Here is a 20,350-nt window from a genome sequence, read left to right on the forward strand (position 1 = left end):
ACTCAAATTACTGTTGAATGTCCTATTCTTTGTTTAGATTGGTTAAAAATTCCTTTCCGAAAGAGATAAATGATGGACGAGAAATCAGCGCACACAGTTGCAATCCAAACACTTGGCTGGCTCGCGAGTGAAGATGACCTTTGGGATGTGTTTCTTGGGTCCTCTGGGGCGAACATTGAAAGCATCAAAACAAGCGCCCAAGATCCCATATTTTTGGGCTCGGTTTTAGACTTTCTCATGATGGATGATGCATGGGTCATGCGCGCCTGTGGGGCGCTTTCAATGCCAAATGAAACCCTGATGCAAGCGCGCCAAGCGCTCCCCGGTGGTCGGGATAGGAGTTGGACTTAATCGTTTACTTATATGCGGATAGGAATTGATTTCCTATCCGTTTCTAAGCAGGGCATGGATCAGAGATCAATTTCGATGACGCCGTTTTCGATTGCGGCTCGAGATTGGCAAAGGATGATACTGCTCGATTTCTCGGCCTTTGAGAGCACAAAGTCTCTGTGCTCGATCTCGCCCGAAATGACGCCGCACTTACACACGCCACAGAGGCCGTCGGAGCATTTTATGTCCACGTGAATGCCCGCAGCGAGCAAAATATCCGATGCGCTGCTTTCCGCCGATACAGGGAGTTCACGACCGTCTTTGAGTCGAAGTGTGAAGGGAGTGTTAACGTAATCGGGCGTTTCAGGGACGGCAAAATACTCAAGATGGCGCGTGTCTTCGGGGAATCCGTTAACTTCTGCCGCGTCTATAACGCTGGCCATATATGCCTCGGGGCCGCATGTGTAGACATGGGCCCCCTCCATGAATGCCAGAACCTTGCTCAAATCCGCACGGGTTCCTTCGTCGGAGAAGTGAAAATGGACGTTTTTTGTCCAAGGATAGCCCGCGAGGTCTGCAATAAAGCCAGCATTGGTGCGCGATGAGCAGCTGTAATGAAGCGCGAATTTTTGACCAATCGCGTGTAGGCGGTGGGCCATGGCGATCATCGGAGTGACCCCAATTCCGCCGCCCATAAGATAGCTCATTGGCGCGTCTTCTGTCAGGGGGAAATGGTTGATGGGTTTGGAAACAAAGACACGGCGTCCTTGCGTGAAAATGCGGTGCATCAGTTTTGAGCCACCGCGCCCGTTGTCCTCACGCAGCACTGCGATTTGATATTTTGAACGGTCTGCGGGATCGCCTGAAAGGGAATATTGCCGAAAGAATTCCGGCGCGACAACGACATCGATATGCCCACCAGCCGTGGCCGCAGGGAGGGGATGTCCATCGGGATCTGAGAACTCGTATTTGGTGACCAGATCACCCATTTTCTCGACTTTGGATACCACCAATTGCATAACTGGTGTGTCACCGTGATCGGCGCTGTAAATATGTTCTGTTGGCAGACCGGCCGCGCGGCGTTTTTTATGCTCCTCAGCGGAAATCATTTTTTCATAGGCCGAGATGCCCGCTTCGCGATCCATCGGGAACGGCCAAGCGTAGGGCGGCGGCGCCAGAGGAGCCGGATAGACGGCCAAGGTTTGGTCCGCGAATTTTAGAGCAAGGTTCTTTTGTAAAGGGCGGATACTCACGGGGTTCAGTGGAGCGCGATAGGCCGCATCGTCGCGCATCTCAAGATCCCACCACCATTTCTTGCCCGTGACGACTTCGCCGTTTCCAACCAAATCATCCAGCTTTGCTAGGGCTTTTGCGGTTGCCGGGAAATTCATCGCCGCCCAGCGAAACGGAGCCTCGGCGAAGAGGCCTTCGAGGTTCCAAGGGCAGGTTTTCATACAGCGCCCGCACATGGCGCCCTTCTCGTTGGTAACACGATATGTCGTGCATTTTTGGCTGTCGCTTTTCCATATTTCATAGCCGTTGAACATGGCCTTCGGGCCTGCCGTGATGGCGCCAGACGGACATTCGCGGGCGCATTTATTGCAGGCCTCACAGAATTTTTGCAGCCCGAAATCGATCGGTTTGTCGTGGGCCATCGGCATATCCGTCGTGACGATGCCGGATTTTAGGCGCGGACCTAGGAAGGGATTAAGGATGACTTCGCCGATGCGGGAAACTTCGCCGAGGCCAGATAGAAGGAGGAGCGGCGGGTGCAGGACCTCGTCGTCCATGACGGAATGCACGCGCGCGGTATAACCGAGCCGCCGCAAATGCCCCGCCAACACGCCGCCAAGCAATGAAAACCGTAGGTAAGCCCGCATGCTTTGGGCGCAGGCGATCCAGTCATCGCCCGTCGCGCCCTCCATAGTCTCGTGGCCCTGATCGACGATCATAGAGATCGCGTTTTTATGGTAAGGCGTGATCGGCGTACCCGTCACATCATGGCTGTAATAGGTAAAGTCAGGGCAGGCGGAAAGGCCCACAGCGTCGACGCCAAGGAAGTACAGCGCGGCCTTGATATTGGCGGCGTTTTGGGCGGGATCAAGGGTTGAGGGATCGCGTTCCGGCGCGGCTTCGCCATCTTGAAGCAGCAAGAACGCGCCAAGGGACGGGCGAAACGCAAAGGCGGAGGCAGATTTTCGCACGTAATTGCCGTTTTTCGCGGCTTCTTGAACCTTTTTTCCCATGTCGCCAAATAGGGCGCGGACAAAAAGATTGGCGCGTTTTGGAACGCGGGCAACATTTGGCGTGTCGATATAGGTTGTTGGGTTGTCCACCCGTTTGAGGGTTTCGAAGGGGTGCGGACCCATGGCAAAATCACGTTTTCTGTAGGGATCGCGGCGAGAGGCAGATTGGGCATGGCGACCCAATCCTGTGGTGTAACTCGCGGGGGCCTTTGCGGAGGCTGCAAGGGGCAGGTCGCCGGCCAGCTCTAAAGTTGTGGTAACAACAGCAAGCGCGAAATCTTTGCCGAGGAAGGGATTGTTGCCGTCCTTGTCAATAAGCCCCGCGCAAAGCGCGAGATGGCGCAAATGGACGTCCGTTGCGGCTTCGGTATGTGCGCGGGCGTCATGGCCCAAACTGCGAATGTAGCTCGCAAGGGTGACCGCGGTTTCCGCCGCACGTAAGCAGCTGCGTTGCGCTTCGGCGCCTTGGATCCAATCGGTGCCTTGCTCGCCTTTGTGTGGTGTGCGTGGCAGGGCATAGAGGAACACAAGCGCGTGGGTGTGGTGTGTGCATTCTGCGGGAGGGACGCGCAAAGACTCACGCAGACCGGCCATGATAACATCGACACCTGCGGCCATACTCTTGGGTTGCATCGTTTCAATTTTGGCGGTCAGGCGGGCAACATCTGGATTTTTGACAGGCGTGTTCAACCAAGCGTCCTTAGGAATTGCACAAGCGGACACCATCTCTGAATCACAAAAGTATCCGAAGGATTTTAGGTGGCTGGAGCGCTCGGACGGGTCACTTGGGATTTCGGCAATCTCTTTTTTGACCATCCCTTCGCGGGTGGCGTCCAGCATCGCTTGATAGTCTTGCATCGCGGAAATGATGGAATGTTTCGGAGCATCGACAAAAGACAAACCCGTTTGCGGCACAAGACGGCTTGCATCGATTGGCCGCGCGTCTCGTGCCAGTTTTTCCATGGGGAAGCCGCCAAGATGGAACGGGCGGTTGGCATAAGAAAAAGGTTTGCTCATTGGGGAGGCCTATAGATTCGGGAGGGGGGAGCCCTCGCCATACTGAAGTTTAAGTAACAGACTGCGCAGAGATTCCTGCTCCATCCCAGACAGTTTAGCTTCAAAATGCGCGGCGTTTTTGCGCGCAGATTGTGTCGCCTTTTCTAGGCGTGTACGTCCAAGTTTGGTGGCCTGAACCGAGGCGCGGCGACCATCTGACTGCTCTTCATTTCGCTCAACAAGACCATCGCGCGCCATTTTGGTAAGGGCACGCGAGGTGGCCGTGCGATCAATCCCAACAAAATCGGCAATAGCCGAAGGATTGCGCAGGGATTCGGTATGGACCGCAAGGAGAATGCACCACGAAATCCGCGTCAGGCCGAGGGATTTCAACTCAGTCTCAAAACCACGTTCCTGAAGGCGCGCCGTTTTGCTTAGTTGATACCCAATAGATGCGTGAAGAAGGTAAGGTTTTTCTGACAACATAGTTGACGATGTCAATTAAATTGAACTGTGTCAAGCGATGGTATTTCGAAGAAATGCAATGAGGCGGTTGTCATAGGACCAGAATGCCGCGACACTACGAGGCGGTAGGTCTTAAGTTTTAGACGCTCTTTGGGAGGAGATATGGCCGACATTAAAGGTATCCTATTCGATAAGGACGGGACTCTGTTCGATTTCCATACGTCCTGGGGACGATGGACCCTCCGATTTCTGGAGGAGTTGGCCGCAGGAAACGCGGCAAAGCAACGCGTTTTGGCGGATGCTCTAGGATTTGATATCGACAAATGCCGTTTTAAGGCAGATTCACGCGTTATTGCGGGCACGCCAGACGATATCATCAGCGACCTACTTCCGCATCTGCCAGGGGCGAGTCGAGAAGGCCTTCTTCAATCGATAAATCATTCGACGGCAACGGCTGAAATGATCGAAGCAGCGCCATTGGGCCCATTGTTGCGAGGGCTATTGGCGCGTGGGCTCGTACTCGGGGTTGCGACGAATGATGCCGAAGTTCCGGCTCTGGCCCATTTGCGGGCGGCAAAAATCGAAGAGCATTTTGAGTATGTCGTTGGATTTGATAGCGGTTATGGGGCAAAACCTGCGCCGGGCATGTGCCTTGGGTTCTGTCAAAAAACAGGGTTGGACCCGTCCAGCGTGGTCATGGTTGGCGACAGTCGGCACGACTTAAGCGCGGGCCGTGCGGCTGGAATGAAGACTGCTGCGGTACTGACTGGCGTCGCGACGGAAAGGGATCTTGCGCCTTTTGCAGACGTCGTAATGCCACATATCGGGCATTTACCTGCGTGGCTTGAAGATCAAACCAAACAGGAGGAGCGTGTGTCGATCGCGAGTTGAATTCGCGACGACAGGGGTTCTGAAATCTTCTGAAAATTTTATCGGTTAGGGATAGTCTTGGCTATTTCTTAAGAAGCGCCCCTTACGGTTGGACAACCAATCAAGGGGGTGGCATATGCACGGATTGATCAACCGTTCTATTCAGTGTTTTACACGCGACATTTATGGACCTCAGGTCTGGAGCAATGTCATTGTGCGAGCGGAATTTGAATCCGACAATTTTGAAACCATGCTTTCCTACACGGACGAAAGCACTTTTGTTCTACTGGATAGTTTATCAGCGGAATTGCGTCGGAATCGCGAGGAAATTCTGGAAGATTTGGGAACTTATTTGGTTTCACACAAGAATGTCGAGGCGCTGAGAAGGCTATTGCGATTTGGCGGGACGACATTTCAAGAGTTTCTACACTCCCTCGATGATTTGCATGATCGCGCGCGATTGGCGGTCTCGGATTTAGAGTTACCTCATCTTGAATTAAGAGAGCATGCGCCCGGAAAATATAGTTTGAATTGCAGTTCGAATATGCAGGCATTTGGGCCGAATTTTGGCCACGTTATGGTTGGGCTTTTGCGCGCAATGGCCGATGATTACGGCTCCCTTGTCCTTTTGGAGCATCAAGGTGGCCAGCATGGTGTTGAAACCATATCGATCGATGTGCTTGAAAGCGCGTTTGCAGAAGGGCGCGCGTTCACTTTGGCAGATAGGGTTAGTTAGGTGAAAGATAGAACAATGAAACTAGATTTTGAACAATGCTCTCACCTTATGCCGATGCACGCGTTGATTTCACATACGGGGCATATATTACACGTAGGTGGCACGCTCGCTAAGCTTTTTTCCGAAGAAACGCTTGAGGGGAAACGGTTTTTAGAAGTGTTTGAATTGGCACGACCGCGCGCAATCCGGACAATGGAAAAGTTTAGATGTCTGCTTGGTCAGAAGCTTTATCTGAGGGGGCGCGGTCACCGAAAAATCCAATTGGTGGGGTTGGCAGTTCCAGTCGAAGGAAGTGAAAATCTTCTCGTCAACTTATCGTTCGGTATCTCTGTTGTGGATGCGGTTCAAGCCTTTGAATTGACCAGCGCGGATTTCGCGGCAACCGATTTGGCCGTCGAAATGCTCTATCTCGTAGAGGCGAAGGGACTCGCGATGTCCGAGATCTCTGCATTGAACGAACGCTTGCAAGGGGAGAAAAATGAAGCCGAAGAATTGGCTGCTACGGATACGCTTACTGGCTTAAAGAATAGGCGCGCCATGGACCACTATCTTGCGCGGTATTTGAAAAGTGGCAAGCCGTTTACGCTGATGAACATGGATCTGGATTTTTTTAAAGCTGTAAACGACAATATGGGCCATGCTGCCGGTGACCGGGTTCTATTGCGTGTGGCTGAGATTTTGAACGAAGAGACACGTGATGACGATGTTGTTGCCCGGGTTGGTGGCGATGAATTTGTCATTCTGTTTAAGGGGCTCGCGAGAGAGGAACGGTTGGAAGATATTGCCAATCGCCTTATTTCTCGATTGGAGGAACCCATTCCATACAAAGACCAAATGTGCGAAATTTCATGCAGCTTGGGCTCGACGATATCGAGCAACTACGAAATGCCTAATGCTGAAGGCATGCTTAACGATGCCGATATTGCGCTCTACGCATCTAAAAATAGAGGACGCGCTTGCCACACATTATTCGCAAACTTGGCATCAACGCGTTGTCTTATCGAGCAAGACAGGTAGATTGAAGAAAGTCTCAGTTCGGTGCCTTGTCCACGAGTCTATGCACCGCCACTCGCCCCTACGAGTATTGTAAACACTGACTGCGCGTGAATACAATGCAAGCCAACCACATTCGACACGTGGAAACGGAACCCCAAAGCCTTCGCTGAGCGCCTGACTTCTTTATCGCCGCGCGGCAGTCGGTTGCCAAACCTGTGCTAGACGGCTTAAACTCGAGAGGCTCTGGCTAAAGCCGTAGGATTATTCAGTGGCAAGTTTAAGTTCCCGTTGACACTCTGGCAGAAGATGTTGGCCGGTTTGTGTTTCCTAAGCCGTCTCTAGTGATGAAAGCGGATGTTGTTCTAGAAAGTTCATTCACTTGGCTCTGCATATCTACGGTTGCAGCGGTGGTTTCTTCAAACATTGCTGCATTCTGCTGTGTCACTTGGTCAAGTTGACTAACCGCCAAGTTGATTTCGACAAGTCCGTCAGATTGGGCTTGGGCTGATGAAGCGATCGCTGAAACCTGTCCTGATATTTCTGAAACCGAAGTTACGATAGCTTCTAAAACGTTTCCGGTTTCTCCAACAAGAGAAACGCCGCGTTCAATTTGACGCGAGCTAGCGGAAATCAGTTCGTTAATTTCGCGTGCCGAGGCCGCACTGCGCTGAGCGAGATCGCGGACCTCTGTTGCAACCACCGCAAACCCCCTCCCAGCGTCGCCCGCGCGTGCCGCCTCGACACCTGCGTTAAGAGCCAGCAAGTTCGTTTGGAAGGCAATATCGTCGATTACTTTGATCACTTTGGAAATCTGTTTTGCAGACTCTTCGATTTCGCCCATGGCCGCCACAGCGTCTTTTACGACAAATCCTCGTTGAGTAGCGTTTTCCACTGTGCTAGAAACAAGGGTATTGGCATGCTTAGCGCCCTCTGCGGCAATCCGAACAGATTGAGTTAATCCATCTAGACCTGCGGCTGTTTCTGCAAGGGTTGCGGCCTGTCGCTCAGTTCTTTGCGCAAGGTCTTCCGCGGCTCGGCCAATATCATTTGTCGAACCCTGGATTTGAGACGCGTTGGCTAAAACGTTCATCATTGCCTCGCCCAAAGTCCTGACAGCCTCATTGAAATCCTGACGTAACTGCTCGTATTCAGGCTGGAATACGATATCAATTGACGCAGTTAGATCGCCAGATGACAGGCGCTGTAGCCCGCCACGCAATGCTTCAACTACTTCGGATTGCATGCGCTCTTGTTCAAGTTGAGCCTGCCTTTGCTCAGCTTCCGTCGCACGCGTTTCTGCTTCTATCTGGCGCGCCTTTTCGGATTGTTCAGCCGAATTGCGAATGGCTTCTTCAGCCTTAGCAAGGGCTTCTTGTGCCTCGGCGTGCGCTGCCTCTGCGGCCGCCGCACTTTCATTTGCATGGACAAGCGCTTGTTCTGCCTTCGCCTTTTCTGCACTGAGTTCTGTATTGCGTTCCATTGCGTCCTTGTTTTGCGCCAGACGTGTTCGGACCGCAATAATGAGGGCGAAGGTTTCGATGGCGACAACAAGGCCGTGGAAGAGAGATCGTCCAATATTTGCGACAACGTCCGTGGAGGGATAAATTAGCGTTGGCGTCAAAACACTTAGCGACAGATGGTGTACAATAATCGCAGCCGTCGCAATGAGAATGACGCGGATATCAGAAAGAGCAATGAGGGCTGCTAGGACAGCAAAAAAGACCATGTGGCTGTCAATTTGCCAAGGGTGGCCGATAAATATGCCCGTCAGGATCATCGCTTGGCCGATAAGGCCGAGCGACACGCCAATGCGTCCCAACGCAGGAGAACCGCGCAGCGAAAGCAGTGCAAGGAGCGCAAATGCAAGCGACGCACCAAGTGCGATCATCCAATTGGATCCAACAACAAAAGCTATTGCCACATTCGCCGCCGTGAAAAGGAAACCAGCGTACGCCATCCATTTTGCAGCGACGTTTTGGCTTTCAGCGAAAGAGTTCATTTCATTTGTCATTTATGCCCCGCAAAGTTGAGAAATTATTTGGCCGTCTAGGACAGCCCACGCACCAGCGTGTTTTAGGCGCGCTTCTAGGCCAGGCGTATCGCTGGCTGCGAAGGCTGCAAATGGAGCAGTTTTTGGACCAACAGAGTCGGCCTTTGCGCGTAGAATAATGTCTTGTGCGTTCTGCCACGGTGGTGCAACAATCAGCATGACTTGCCCTTCGGTCACCGGGGCCGAGAGGACAACCGCTGCAGGTGCCGCAAGTAGCCCCAATACGCACATTAGAAAAATAGCAACTCTATCCATAGAAACTCCATTCCGAGCCTATGATTTGCCATTTAAAGACTGAAGGGCGCGTTAATTCTGGTGAGCCTCACAGAACACATTGCTTAGAATTATATCTATTCTCACTGGAGGGGTGTTTTGTACCGCAAATAGCTTATCCGCAGATTTCAATGAATTGAAATCCAAAAGCAAAACCACTGATGCGATAAAATACACAAAGGTGGTAGTCCATAGGGGGCTCCCACAATTGCGTAAGTATCAGTAAAATAAAGCAGTAGGTGTCCCACGTCTGCACCAATACGATGCTATATGAATAAAAGAGTTTAGAAGACCGATTAGCCACTGCGCGGACCTTAGAGCCAATTTTAAAATGTTGCTTCCCACAGAGTCAGTCACGTCGAAGATGTAGTCCCACACATTCGAATAGAGGTGGTTGAGGGCCGAAAAGAAATAAGGTGATGAAAAACGGCGCGTCAAAATAAGTAATTCCTCTTGTAGGCCGTGCATTCGAAGCGCGTCTGCGCCACGCAGGAATTGATACTGACAAGCGTGCCTCGTTTACGGAGCAGGTTCTTGGAGGGAAGATCTCTGTCATTGAACCAAAACTGGCTGCCTACTACTGCTGTTTGTCCTCCCCAGTTTCCTGTTTTGCGATCTGGTAAAATTTGCGGTGAGCAAGATCCCTTTGCAACGAACAGGCCCGCTGTTTAAAAGCAGGGCCCGTCTGAGGTTCACAAGGTTGTGTCCGACGTTGATCGGACTGATAGGAAGGTTTCAATTTCACAGACGAGCTACTGGTTTTTCGAGCGTCAATTGGAAATCATCAGGGCGAGCATAATGTTCAACTACATCAAAATCGTATCGATCGCTGGTGGGCGTCACAGTCAGTTATGATCAGTCAATCACCGTCGCGCAACGGGCTTATCAGAACATCTCGTGTAAGCAGGCGGATTGATAGCTATTTGTGCTCATCCAGCCATTCGCTTGAGTGTATCGTCGCGTTGGATAAGTCGGTGCCAGACGATCGCCATCGTAATATGTCCGACAACCAAAAACGCAAGAGCCCAACCCAATTCACCGTGCCAGCCCCCGAGAGTCTGCATCCAAGCAACTTCCGTCGTGCGCGCAGAGAGTACTTGGAAGCCAAGATAACTGAACCCGCGCGTGCCGCCTGCATAAGACAATAGCTTTAAGACGGGAACGATCACCATCAGCAGGTACAAAGAGGCATGACCAATCTTAACCGCCTGTCCCATCGCCCCGCCATGGGGTGGACGTCGGGACAGGTTCACTAAACCCCAAACTCCACGTAGAAGGACAAGCAGAAACAGTGTTGTACCTAAAGTAGTATGATAACCCCAAAGCGCTTCACGCAATGCGTTCTCGCGGGGAAGGGCCCAATGTGCTGCCGCAGACATGAACTGAGCAGAAAATAAAGCCGCCATGCCCCAGTGTTGTATCCGACTTACAAGGCCGTAGCGATCTGGATTGTCTGATAAAGTGGTCATTATTAATTCCGTTTTGAGTGTGCTTTTATGTCAAACGGTCGAGGCAGACATTTCCGTCGCAAAGAATCTTGTCGGATTTTTTCTGTAGGTTACAAACCTTGAGGAGCTTTATAAAAAGCGGCCATTCGAGTGCACCGTAGCAGTTTGCAAAGTGGTTCAATCGCACTCTTTCACCCCGGCCGAATCTGTGACTTTTTGGGGTATATGCGGTTTGTATCCTTAAATTGGGATAAACTCCTTTTGGTCAGTCACGCTATAATTTCGCGCAGATTTTTCCCGTACGGATAGAATTCTCGCACGTTCGCTTCGGCTTAGTCAAAGTTTTTAGATCTAAACGAAGCGTTGAAACCGAAGGATGTACTGGAATCGAAGGGCGAGGTTTTTGGGAATCCATTCAGCTGGACCGTTGGCGCTCGCTGAGGTTTTGAGCGGTATCAGTTGGGAATGAAGTCATAGGGCTGTTGGAAAACTTAATACGTTGCACATTCGACCATAAGTCAGCGCTGCGAGATCAAGCATACTTACGGTCCAATGTATGTACCGGCTACTGTTTGCAAATGATTTTTTCACATGTTCTCGGAAGTCGCTCATATGTATCCGGCCTGTTGATCGACACGCGGGTCGTGGCCACATTGGGGTTACGCTCGCACCGTGATCTCATTAGCGGAAAGGCCTATGATGACCATTTGGGCCGTCAGATTCTGGGGGCGTAATATTTCCGTTCCATGCTTTTATCTTTCGCGAACTCCTTAGGGTCGTGGCAGGGTGTTAAACTCCGACAGCAACCTCGTCTCTTGGTGCATCGAATGTGGTGCCGTGGTGCAGGACGCTCCAGGCGGTTCGAGCAAGTTTATTGGCAAGCGCAACAGCGAGTTTGTTGCGATGCATGCGGGGCTCGGCTCTGATCAGCCATTCACCAAAGCTGAAGTCCGGCCAGCGATGCGGGCGCATTAGGATCACTTTGGCGGCCTGCACAAACAGCATCCGTAAATATCGACTGCCAGGTTTTGAGATCCGGCCCAGCACGGTTCGTCCACCCGTACTGTATTGTCGTGGCACCAAACCAACCCAGGCGGCAAAATCACGTCCTCTATCAAACGCATCCCCTGTACCGATGGCCGCAACCATGGCCATGGAAATCATCGGGCCGATGCCCGGGATCGTCATGACGTTCACACAGTTCTCTTCGGCGCGGCTGATCTGCTCGATCTCGGTGGAAACTGCGTCGATCCGGTCATCCATCCACATCCAGTCACCGTAGAGGCCGATCAGGATCTTGCGCATCCGAGGCGATATCTCATCTTTGCGTTCTTCAAGGATTGTCAGAAACGAATTCTTCAGGGCCCGCAGACCCTTGCGAACCGTGATCCCTTGTTCAATCAGAAACGCCCGGATCTGATTAATCGTCGCCGTGCGCCGCGACACCAAGCGCGATCTAACCCGATGCAGGGCTTGCAGGTCAAGCTGATCTTGGCTCTTCTCTGGAACGCTTTTCAAATTCGGACGAAGCGCCGCTTCTGCGATGGCTTCCGCATCGTTGTAATCGTTTTTCTGACCCTTATTGAACGGCTTAACGTAGATGGCGGGAATGATCCGTGGCTCAAACCCCATCTTGCGCAGCGCCCGACTAACAAAATGAGCGCTAAGACAGGCTTCCATCCCAACGATGCAGGATGGCAGTTCCTCAAATGTCTTTTCCAACGCCATCCGTTTGATCTTTTTGCGCACAACAACATTTCCATCAGGATCAAATCCAACCAAATGGAACACGTCCTTCCCGATATCTATACCAACTGACATCAACGCCTCGATCTTGATTCCCTTCTTCGAATTCATGGCTACTTCTCCTCTGTTAACGGGTGAAACAAGCACAGTTTAACCCGATGGGGGGCGTAGCCGGTACATCCCATTAGCCGACCGTGGTGGTCATTTCAGCGAAAGGTAGCTCGGAACCCTTAATGCTTTTTTCCAGCAACTTCGCAAATGTCTGTTCTCACAGAAAGATAATGATATTTGATGGTTTTAAGGGTTCTTATTATCCGTTTGAAATCATTAGCCAAATTCATATTTTGTATCGATTCGTCACAGGCAGCATGGGGGCGAGGAGCGGTTGAGTATTGCTTCATACGACGAAAGCCCCACTCCCCTAAACGATCAAATGTGCTCGACGATATAGTCCGGTGCAATTTGTGAGATCTCAATGGCATCGTCGACGTCAAGACCTAATAGCGATCCGTAGCCCGTAATCAGCGCGGTTGCGAACCCAACGCGACGCCCGCCAAGAATGTCGGTATGCAGGGTGTCACCCACCATTAGCACGCGGTTTGGTGATATCGGTGTGGCATAGCGTTCCATCGTCAAATCGAAAATTTCGGGAAAAGGTTTGCCGAGGAAAACCGGCGAAATACCTGTCGCCTCCACGAGCCGATGGGCAAACCAGCCTGGTTCAAGGGACAGCCCGTTTTCGCGCGGCGCGACCAGATCTGGGTTGCCCACGAAGACGGGGCGCGGGACGCGCATCAGTGTGGCTTCCAGCAAGTTTTGCCGCTGTTCGGTCCAGCCATCCGCACCGATCAAAAGGAAGCCGTCGACCAGATCGTAGGCCTCAGGTGCGTCGGTAAGAATGGTCGCGTGAAGGGCCGCAAGCTCTCCCAAATCTGTTTTGGGGTTCAGCATCACGCCCCAGTGCCGCTCTGGCTCAATCGCGATATGTTTTAAGAGCGCGTCGCGGCTGGTCACAACTTCGGTTTCTGCGAAGTCAAAGCCGAGCTTTTTGTAGCGCGCCATCATATGGGCCTTGGGATAGGCAGCTGAGTTCGATACAACGGAGACAGATTTCCCTGCAGAACGCAATGCGGAGACCGTCGCGGCGGCACCCGGGATTGCAGTCTCACCAACATTTAGCACTCCGTAGGCGTCGAATAGGATCAGATCGTATGGGCCTACGATATCCATGAAGGACGCCTGCAGCGCGAGACCGCCACCCGTCAGTTTGGGCAGTCGGTCGCGCACGCGCAAGTAGGCGTCAAATGCTTGGGCCGGATCAATAGCGCAAGCGCCAGTCACAGGATGCGGCGCCGCAAGAAGGCCGAGACGACTTCGCCGATAATCACCAGCACGATGATTGCGAGGAGGATTGTTGCGACTTCGGGCCAGTTGAACGTATCGATTGCACCTTGCAGAACGATCCCGATGCCGCCAGCCCCCACGAGGCCCAACACAGTAGATTCGCGCAGGTTAATATCCCAGCGTAGGATGGCGACTGCCCAGAATGTGGGCATGACTTGTGGCACGATTGCGTAGATAATTACTTTAAAACGGGAGGCTCCTGTGGCCTCTAATGCCTCAACTGGCCGCTTGTCGATTTCTTCGATTGCTTCGCCGAGCAGTTTGCCAATGAAGCCAATGGATCGGAACATGATCGCAATGATCCCTGCAACAACACCGGGTCCGAAGATCGCCACAAACAGAAGCGCCCAGATGATGGTATTCACCGACCGCGATGTGACCAGTATCAGCCGACCCAGCCACAATGTGGCGCGGTTTGGCGTTGTGTTCTGGGCTGAGATATAGGCGACAGGCAAGGACAATAGCACCGCAAAAGCTGTGGCAAATGTTGCGATATTCACCGTATCCCAAAGCACGCTGAGAATGCTGCCAAGATTGCTTGGATCCGGTGGATACATGCGCCCAAATAGGTCGCCGATCTGCTCTGGAGCGCCCCAAACCCAGGGCCATATCACTTCGATTGAGGTGAGCGCCCATGCGATCACGATGCCGCACCCGAGGAGGATCGCATAGCGTTGCATGCGTTGCTTTGCGGTGAAGCGAGCCCATTCGTCGCGGCCAAATTGTTCTGAGAGACTGGTCATTGAATACGCTTTCGAATGATTCCGCTGATCGCTTCGGATATAAGGATGACGCCAACGATGACGATTGTGATCGCCAGTGCGAAGTCGTAGTCATATCGTCCGAATGCGTTGGCAAGAGTAGCGCCGATCCCGCCAGCGCCAACAAGTCCAACCACAGCAGACGCCCGCAAGTTCGAATCTAACTGATAAATCGTGAGGCCAATCTGGCGCGGCATGATTTGCGGGAAAATCGCATAAAACAAAGTGGGTAGGTATGGTGCACCGGCGGCACGCAGCGCCTCAACTTGGCCAAAATCGATTTCTTCAATCCGTTCCGCCAGCATTTTGGCCACGAAGCCAATAGAATAGATGATCAACGTCAACACCCCGGCAAACGGTCCAAAGCCCACGGCCTTTACAAATAAGATCGCGACGATGACGGGGTGGAAGCTACGTGCAATGATTATGATCGCGCGGCCCAAATAAAAGATCGGGCGTGGGGCCATGTTGCTCGCGGCCATAAACGCAATAGGGATAGAGAGTAGCACCCCGCCCGCCGTGGCGAGGATCGCTATTTTCAGGCTTTCAAGAAAGCCGTCGATGAGTAAGTCTTTGCGTTCAAAGCTTGGCGGAAATGCCCCGCCAAAGATTTTACCGGCACGTCCGATTCCTTCCGCGACGCGGTTCCAGTCGATCGGCATGTTGAGGCCGACCCAGCCGAAATAAGCGATTGCGCCAAGATAAACCGCCCAACGCAATGCGGTGTTGGCAATAAATGGGGGTTTTGTCCACGTGTCGCGCCCGCTGCTCATGCCGCGCCCGCCTTTTCGGTGCTCCGGTCGTCATGCGGGTTGCCGGCATAGATTTCGTCCATTGCCGCCTGATCGAGCATCTCGGGTTTGTCGTCAAAAATGATCCGGCCATACCGCATGCCGACAATACGGTCGGTGTATTCTTTTGCCTCGGTCACGTTGTGGATGTTGATCAACACAGGCAGCTTGAGTTCACCCGCCAAATCACGGAGCAACCCCATGATCTGCTCAGAGGTTTTAGGGTCAAGCGAAGCAGTCGGTTCATCTGCCAGTAAAATATCCGGTTCTTGCATCAGTGCGCGCACGACGCCCACGCGCTGGCGCTCACCACCTGATAACTGGTCGGCGCGGGTGTTGGCGTATTGGGCTATGCCCACCCGTTCCATGAGTTGATAAGCGCGGCGAATGTCTTCTTTGGGGTAGCGGCGTGTCATGGCCGCCCATGTTGAAATATATCCAAGTCGCCCACATTGCACGTTTTCCATCACGGTCAGGCGTTCAACAAGATTAAATCCTTGAAATACCATGCCGATTTTGCGCCGTGCGGTGCGTAGGCTTTTGCCGCTCAAACTTGTGAGTTCGGTGCCGTTGAGAATGATTGACCCTGACGTGGGTTTCACCAACTGGTTTATGGAGCGCAATAAAGTGCTTTTTCCCGCACCAGATGATCCAATGATGGACACAACGCTTTCGCCCTCAATGGTCAGATCGAGGTTCTTGAGAACCGGGTCGCCGTTGCCGTAGCTTTTGACCAGGTCAGTAATTTTCAACATGTTTGAAGCCTTATTTGCGAGGCTGACCCAATGGATCAGCCTCGACAGAAAAAATCACTCAGCAGCAAGGCCTTGAGGTGTGTATTCTACACCATTTGCGGTCTGAATTTGGCGAATAACTGCCCATTGATCTTTGTAGGTGATTGGGACGAATTTGCTCACCCCAGCGAATTCATCGCCAAGTGCCGTGCCTACGAAATCAAAGGTAAAGAATGCCTCTTTGATCTTTTCTTTCAACTCGGGTGTCAGGTCGTGTGCCAAGCCGTAAGATGTCGTTGGGAACGGATCGCTTTCCCAAACGATGCGCACGTCGGCGGGATCGTAAAGACCGCGTTCTGCCATGCGATCAACAACTTCAGATGCGACAGGTGCTGCGTCGTAGTCGCCAGCGACAACGCCCAACATCGACTGATCGTGGCTGCCGGAATACGTTACTTCGTAGTCTTCATCAGGAATGACGCCCAAATCAGGAAAGAGTGCCCGTGGGGCCTGATTGCCTGAATTTGATGTGGGTGATGTGTGCGCGACGCGCTTGCCCTTAAGGTCAGCCATTTCCTTTATGTCGCTGTCTGCCTGCGTGTAGACCTGCAGTCTATACCCAAACTGACCATCGTCCGCGCCCATGATGGCAAATGGTTCAACACCCGCAAGGTTCACCGCAAAAGGTGTGGGACCGGTTGAAAAACCTGCAATGTGCAGACGCCCCGACCGCATGGCCTCGACCTCAGCAGAGTTTGATTGAACGGCAAAAAATTGCACGTCCTTGCCAGTGACTTCTTCCAGATGGTCAATAAACGGGGTCCAGATGTCGGCGTAAATTGCGGGATCTTCGACGGGTGTGTAAGCGAAAACGAGCGTTGACGGATCCTTAAGGTCGCTCGGATCTGTCGGTGCATCTGCGACAAGATCGCCATCCGCATCGCAATACATGACATCCAGTGCGCCACGCTGGGCGCATTCTTCCTGTGCAAACGAAGCCGTGCCCGTCATGGCAAATGCCGCCAAAAGTCCTGCTGTAAAAATTTTATCCTTAGGCATGTAATTTTCCTCCCAGAGTTGTCCCGCATAGGATCGGCGGGTCGATTGTTGTGAATACCAACACTTTAGCTTTTAGTTTGCAACATTTTTTAGTAATAAAGTTGGTAATATCCAATTCTGCGAATGTGGAGACGAGCATGAGTAGCGACAGCGACCTACGAAATCTGGGAAAAACCGACCGCCACACACAGATTTTGTTGGAACTTAGGTTAGCGCCGCATGTGCGCGTCGCGGACCTTGCGGCAAAGTTTGGCGTCACAACTGAAACCGTGCGACGGGATATCGCTGAATTAAGCAATCAGGGGCTTTTGCAGAAATCTCATGGGGGCGCGTCACCTTGCGCGTCAGGCACATATCGGGCGCTGGATCAGAGGCAAGGCGAATGTGTCAAAGAACGGCAGCAGCTGGCGCATAAAGCGGCAACTTTGGTTAAGGACGGTCAAACACTGATGATTGATGCGGGCTCGACCGCAATGGAGTTTGCCCGCGCGCTCGCCATTATTGGCAGACAGGTCACCGTTGTAACCAACAGCCTACAGGTTGCAATGATACTGGGCACTTCAGATTCGGTGAATGTCATTGTGGCTCCAGGTCGATACCTAAACGACGAGGCCGCTTTAGTCGGCACCGAGACCTGCTCGTTTCTTCGCCGCTATCATGTTGATGCCTGCTACCTAAGTGCCTCTGCGTTAGGCGAGATGGGGGTGAGCGAATCAATTGACGGGTTTGGGTCGGTCAAGCGTACGATGCTGGAACAAAGTAGCGCGCAATATTTTTTGATTGACGGTAGTAAATTTGGGAAACGCCACCTTCTGAAAGTCGCGGATATCTCTGAAATCGGAAACTTAGTTACCGATAGGGAACCGAGTGGAGAATTGGCGCAAGCGCTAAAAAAACAAAACATTAAGATCATTCTCTCATGATGTCTCCACACGAGGACAACGAACTTGGCCTCGTGTGGAGTTCTAAGGCAAGCGCCTATGATAAACGGATGAGCGATCAACGCTCATCCGAATGGGCCCAGATAAATTGCAAAGTGTAGACGGTGTCTTGACCCTGGAAAATACCCTTTGGACCTGTCGCGCTTTAGTGCCGCCCCAAGTGCTCGTTTAAGCCACTTTCCGTTCGAAAGCGACGGGACTTTTCCATCCTAGTGCTGAATGGCGCCGTCGCGGATTGTAGAACCCATTGATGTATTCAAAAATCGCCATCTCAGCCTGCCTGCGGGTTTCCCAAGTGTCGCGCCAGATCAGTTCAGCTTTGATGGTTTTGAAGAACGTTTCCACTGCCGCATTATCATAGCAATTCCCTTTGCCACTCATCGATACCTTGAAGCCATGCAGGCGCAGAATCTTCTGGTAATCGTGGGAACAATATTGGCTGCCCCGGTCCGTGTGATGGATACAGCCCTTGGGTGGTGCCCGAAAGGCTATTGCCATGTTCAATGCCCGGATGGCCAGATCGCGTTTCATTCGGTTACTAACCACTGCCCGACAGTCGAAACGCAGTATCGATGAGAGGGAGCCCAACCGACCACTCGGCGCGAATGCAGATCCAAGATCACAGCAAGATAGAGCCAGCCTTCTCGCGTCCAAATATAGGTGATGTCAGCTGCCCACTTCTGGTTTGGTTGCTCAGCGACAAAGTTCCGATCCAGTAAGTTAGGCGCGATGTTGAACTTATGATTGCCTCCTCTCGGGCATGCTGCGCATACCCTGCCGGGCAGTGGTCCGTCGTTGCCTTGTGTTTCCGCGTTCTGATCACTGATATGCCGTTCTGGCGCATCCACTGACCGGCAGTTGGTTGCAAAGCAATCAATGAGAGGGGAACGGCCGACGCGGCGATGCCCGATGTCCAAACCAACTTCTTTCAGTTCTTCAGTCATGCGCGGCCTGCCATAGCTGCCAAGACTGAGACGGGATTGTTCTTTGATGTGGGCCAACGTGACCATATCAGACCGCTGCCTGCGACTGGCTGGACGGTTACGGAACGCCCGTAAGCCGCGTGCGCTGACATTCATGACATGGCACATACGTCCAATGGAAAATGCAGATTGGTGTTCTTCCCCTCTCATCGATACTGCATATCGACTGCCGGGCAATGAATGAACCTAAACCTCACGGCTTTTGGCTCGCGAAGAACACCGTGGCCTTTTTTAGGATGTCCCTTTCCTCCTTGAGAATACGGTTCTCACGTCGAAGCCGGTCATTCTCCTGAGCCAGTCCCAAATCCTCCTTCGACACCACATCCGTGTCTCGGTACGCTGTGATCCATTTGTTCAGTGTCGACATACCGACACCAAGACCATCAGCCACTTGCTTTCGGGTAAGCCCACTGGTCAGTGCGATCCGCACCGCATCTTCCCTAAATTCGTCTGTTCGTTTCAGTCCGATGTTCAGTCTCCTTTGTTGCAGTAAATGCTATCAAAGGAGCGGCATCAAACCGTGACAGGTCCACTTCATTCGGCTCAGTACCGCAGCCCTAAACCATTTGCCGGCAAGCGTGTTCTTGTCGTTGACGGCGGGAATTCCGGTGCGCAAATTCATGCTGAGCTAAGCGAGCAGGCACATTAACTCTGGGTGACACAAAAGGAGCCGGTATTCCTGCCCGATGATGTTGACGGGCATGTACTGTTCACACGCGCTACATCACGCATTAAAGAGGGTTTCCAGAAAGAGGCGACGACAACGATTGGGGATATCGTGATTGTCCCTCCGGTCAAGGCTGCACGAGAACGAGGAGATCTTAAGTCGGTACGACCTTTCCGGCGATTTACTAAGACGGGTGTTGTCTGGGGCGATGGCACGGAGGAGGAGGTTGATACGGTTATCTGGTGTACGGGCTTCAAGCCGGCCACTGATCATCTCAGATCGCTTGGGATCGTGGAGGCAGATGGTCGTGTGCAGGTTAACGGTCAACAGTCGATAGAAGTGCCTCACGTGTGGTTGGCCGGCTATGGCAACTGGACCGGACCGGCATCGGCGACACTGATAGGATCTGCCCGAGTAGCACGGGCCCTTGTTCCTCAAATCGTCGATGCGTTGGCAGAGGAATCGACGACCGCAGCGGAATTCTAAGGAGCTTGTCATTGCCTCGAAAAACTTAATTCGGGGGAGTATCCCATCTTCAGATAGTTCGTTTCAAGCAAAAGAAACTCCAACCCGGTTGCCATGGTAATTGCCCGCTCTCGACCTTCTTTACTATTTTGAACTACTTAACCCAACCATGTCACTCTGTGTATCAATTTAGGAGATTGGAAGACGTGAATTTCACAGACATGCGACTGGTTTCGTCGTTGTTCAATGGAAAAACATTAGGGCGAGCTAAGCTATCGGCCTTTAGCCGCGGTTCGATGCCAAGTCCGTGGCCGCCATGCAGCATCATCGAACTGGCCATTCGCGCAAAACGCGGCATTTTGATGGCTGAAACGTTGGTCAAAGCGCTA

At 52.3% G+C, this 20,350-nt stretch carries 20 protein-coding genes and 1 pseudogene; 8 read left to right on the plus strand and 13 right to left on the minus strand.

All coding sequences use genetic code 11. The annotated features are described in order from the left end of the window. The first annotated feature begins 72 nt into the window (after nucleotides 1-72). Nucleotides 73-351, plus strand: a complete 279-nt coding sequence (locus tag RC74_RS10325) for a DUF3572 domain-containing protein (protein ID WP_082802246.1) — start codon at nucleotides 73-75, stop codon at nucleotides 349-351. 59 nt (nucleotides 352-410) lie between these two features. Here RC74_RS10325 and RC74_RS10330 read toward each other — a convergent pair whose 3' ends face one another. Then, nucleotides 411-3,593 carry a reductive dehalogenase gene (locus tag RC74_RS10330; protein ID WP_039004650.1) on the minus strand — a complete coding sequence of 1,061 codons (3,183 nt, stop codon included), beginning with the start codon at nucleotides 3,591-3,593 and terminating at the stop codon, nucleotides 411-413. Nucleotides 3,594-3,602: 9 nt separating this feature from the next. Next, the gene (locus tag RC74_RS10335) at nucleotides 3,603-4,058 is read right to left on the minus strand and encodes a MarR family winged helix-turn-helix transcriptional regulator (RefSeq protein ID WP_039004651.1); all 456 of its coding nucleotides are present in this window, start codon (nucleotides 4,056-4,058) and stop codon (nucleotides 3,603-3,605) included. Nucleotides 4,059-4,199: 141 nt separating this feature from the next. Here RC74_RS10335 and RC74_RS10340 point away from each other — a divergent pair, with 141 nt between their 5' ends. The 3 genes from RC74_RS10340 to RC74_RS10350 all read left to right on the plus strand — a co-directional run bounded on the left by RC74_RS10340 (nucleotide 4,200) and on the right by RC74_RS10350 (nucleotide 6,660). Then, nucleotides 4,200-4,928, plus strand: coding sequence for an HAD family hydrolase (locus RC74_RS10340; RefSeq protein WP_039004652.1), 729 nt, complete (start codon nucleotides 4,200-4,202; stop codon nucleotides 4,926-4,928). 115 nt (nucleotides 4,929-5,043) lie between these two features. Further along, the gene (locus RC74_RS10345) at nucleotides 5,044-5,643 is read left to right on the plus strand and encodes a heme NO-binding domain-containing protein (protein WP_039004653.1); all 600 of its coding nucleotides are present in this window, start codon (nucleotides 5,044-5,046) and stop codon (nucleotides 5,641-5,643) included. Nucleotides 5,644-5,658: 15 nt separating this feature from the next. Beyond that, nucleotides 5,659-6,660: a diguanylate cyclase domain-containing protein gene (locus RC74_RS10350; protein WP_039004654.1), complete on the plus strand. Its 1,002-nt coding sequence runs from the start codon at nucleotides 5,659-5,661 to the stop codon at nucleotides 6,658-6,660. 256 nt (nucleotides 6,661-6,916) lie between these two features. Here RC74_RS10350 and RC74_RS10355 read toward each other — a convergent pair whose 3' ends face one another. The 3 genes from RC74_RS10355 to RC74_RS10365 form a co-directional block, all read right to left on the minus strand. Continuing rightward, nucleotides 6,917-8,638, minus strand: coding sequence for a methyl-accepting chemotaxis protein (locus tag RC74_RS10355; protein ID WP_236940059.1), 1,722 nt, complete (start codon nucleotides 8,636-8,638; stop codon nucleotides 6,917-6,919). Nucleotides 8,639-8,650: 12 nt separating this feature from the next. Then, a complete protein-coding gene (locus tag RC74_RS10360; protein ID WP_039004655.1) occupies nucleotides 8,651-8,944 on the minus strand; it encodes a hypothetical protein in 294 nt (97 codons plus the stop codon). Between the two features lie 947 nt (nucleotides 8,945-9,891). Further along, nucleotides 9,892-10,431, minus strand: coding sequence for a cytochrome b (locus RC74_RS10365; RefSeq protein WP_082802247.1), 540 nt, complete (start codon nucleotides 10,429-10,431; stop codon nucleotides 9,892-9,894). Between the two features lie 557 nt (nucleotides 10,432-10,988). On the opposite strand from RC74_RS10365, the gene RC74_RS22160 reads away from it, so the two are divergent. Then, on the plus strand, nucleotides 10,989-11,144 hold the full coding sequence (locus RC74_RS22160) for a hypothetical protein (RefSeq protein WP_156477447.1): 156 nt from the start codon (nucleotides 10,989-10,991) through the stop codon (nucleotides 11,142-11,144). 55 nt (nucleotides 11,145-11,199) lie between these two features. On the opposite strand, the gene RC74_RS10370 is transcribed toward RC74_RS22160, so the two are convergent. From RC74_RS10370 to phnD, 6 genes are all read right to left on the minus strand, one after another. Beyond that, entirely contained in the window at nucleotides 11,200-12,267 is a 1,068-nt protein-coding gene (locus RC74_RS10370; RefSeq protein ID WP_062628198.1) for an IS110 family RNA-guided transposase, read from the minus strand. Nucleotides 12,268-12,585: 318 nt separating this feature from the next. Beyond that, nucleotides 12,586-13,497: an HAD-IIA family hydrolase gene (locus RC74_RS10375; protein ID WP_039000918.1), complete on the minus strand. Its 912-nt coding sequence runs from the start codon at nucleotides 13,495-13,497 to the stop codon at nucleotides 12,586-12,588. Beyond that, nucleotides 13,494-14,303, minus strand: a complete 810-nt coding sequence (phnE, locus tag RC74_RS10380) for a phosphonate ABC transporter, permease protein PhnE (protein WP_039000920.1) — start codon at nucleotides 14,301-14,303, stop codon at nucleotides 13,494-13,496. The genes RC74_RS10375 and phnE (RC74_RS10380) overlap by 4 nt, the downstream gene beginning before the upstream one ends. Further along, nucleotides 14,300-15,094: a phosphonate ABC transporter, permease protein PhnE gene (phnE, locus tag RC74_RS10385; RefSeq protein WP_039000921.1), complete on the minus strand. Its 795-nt coding sequence runs from the start codon at nucleotides 15,092-15,094 to the stop codon at nucleotides 14,300-14,302. The genes phnE (RC74_RS10380) and phnE (RC74_RS10385) overlap by 4 nt, the downstream gene beginning before the upstream one ends. Further along, nucleotides 15,091-15,867 carry a phosphonate ABC transporter ATP-binding protein gene (gene phnC / locus RC74_RS10390; protein WP_039000922.1) on the minus strand — a complete coding sequence of 259 codons (777 nt, stop codon included), beginning with the start codon at nucleotides 15,865-15,867 and terminating at the stop codon, nucleotides 15,091-15,093. The genes phnE (RC74_RS10385) and phnC overlap by 4 nt, the downstream gene beginning before the upstream one ends. A 54-nt stretch (nucleotides 15,868-15,921) precedes the next feature. Further along, nucleotides 15,922-16,905: a phosphate/phosphite/phosphonate ABC transporter substrate-binding protein gene (gene phnD, locus RC74_RS10395; RefSeq protein ID WP_039000923.1), complete on the minus strand. Its 984-nt coding sequence runs from the start codon at nucleotides 16,903-16,905 to the stop codon at nucleotides 15,922-15,924. 137 nt (nucleotides 16,906-17,042) lie between these two features. On the opposite strand from phnD, the gene RC74_RS10400 reads away from it, so the two are divergent. Continuing rightward, nucleotides 17,043-17,828, plus strand: a complete 786-nt coding sequence (locus RC74_RS10400; protein WP_039000925.1) for a DeoR/GlpR family DNA-binding transcription regulator — start codon at nucleotides 17,043-17,045, stop codon at nucleotides 17,826-17,828. 186 nt (nucleotides 17,829-18,014) lie between these two features. On the opposite strand, the pseudogene RC74_RS10405 reads toward RC74_RS10400, so the two are convergent. Continuing rightward, nucleotides 18,015-19,298: pseudogene (locus RC74_RS10405) on the minus strand (IS3 family transposase). 24 nt (nucleotides 19,299-19,322) lie between these two features. Between RC74_RS10405 and RC74_RS23750 the strand changes: the two are divergent. Further along, complete coding sequence (locus RC74_RS23750; RefSeq protein WP_417935181.1) at nucleotides 19,323-19,478, plus strand: hypothetical protein; 156 nt, start codon at nucleotides 19,323-19,325, stop codon at nucleotides 19,476-19,478. A gap of 6 nt (nucleotides 19,479-19,484) precedes the next feature. Beyond that, nucleotides 19,485-19,982, plus strand: coding sequence for an FAD-dependent oxidoreductase (locus tag RC74_RS22710; protein ID WP_052274892.1), 498 nt, complete (start codon nucleotides 19,485-19,487; stop codon nucleotides 19,980-19,982). A gap of 163 nt (nucleotides 19,983-20,145) precedes the next feature. Here RC74_RS22710 and RC74_RS10420 read toward each other — a convergent pair whose 3' ends face one another. After that, a complete protein-coding gene (locus RC74_RS10420) occupies nucleotides 20,146-20,343 on the minus strand; it encodes a hypothetical protein (protein ID WP_062628199.1) in 198 nt (65 codons plus the stop codon). Between the last annotated feature and the right edge of the window lie 7 nt (nucleotides 20,344-20,350).

The organism is Falsihalocynthiibacter arcticus, assembly GCF_000812665.2.
In the GTDB taxonomy this organism is placed as follows: domain Bacteria; phylum Pseudomonadota; class Alphaproteobacteria; order Rhodobacterales; family Rhodobacteraceae; genus Falsihalocynthiibacter; species Falsihalocynthiibacter arcticus.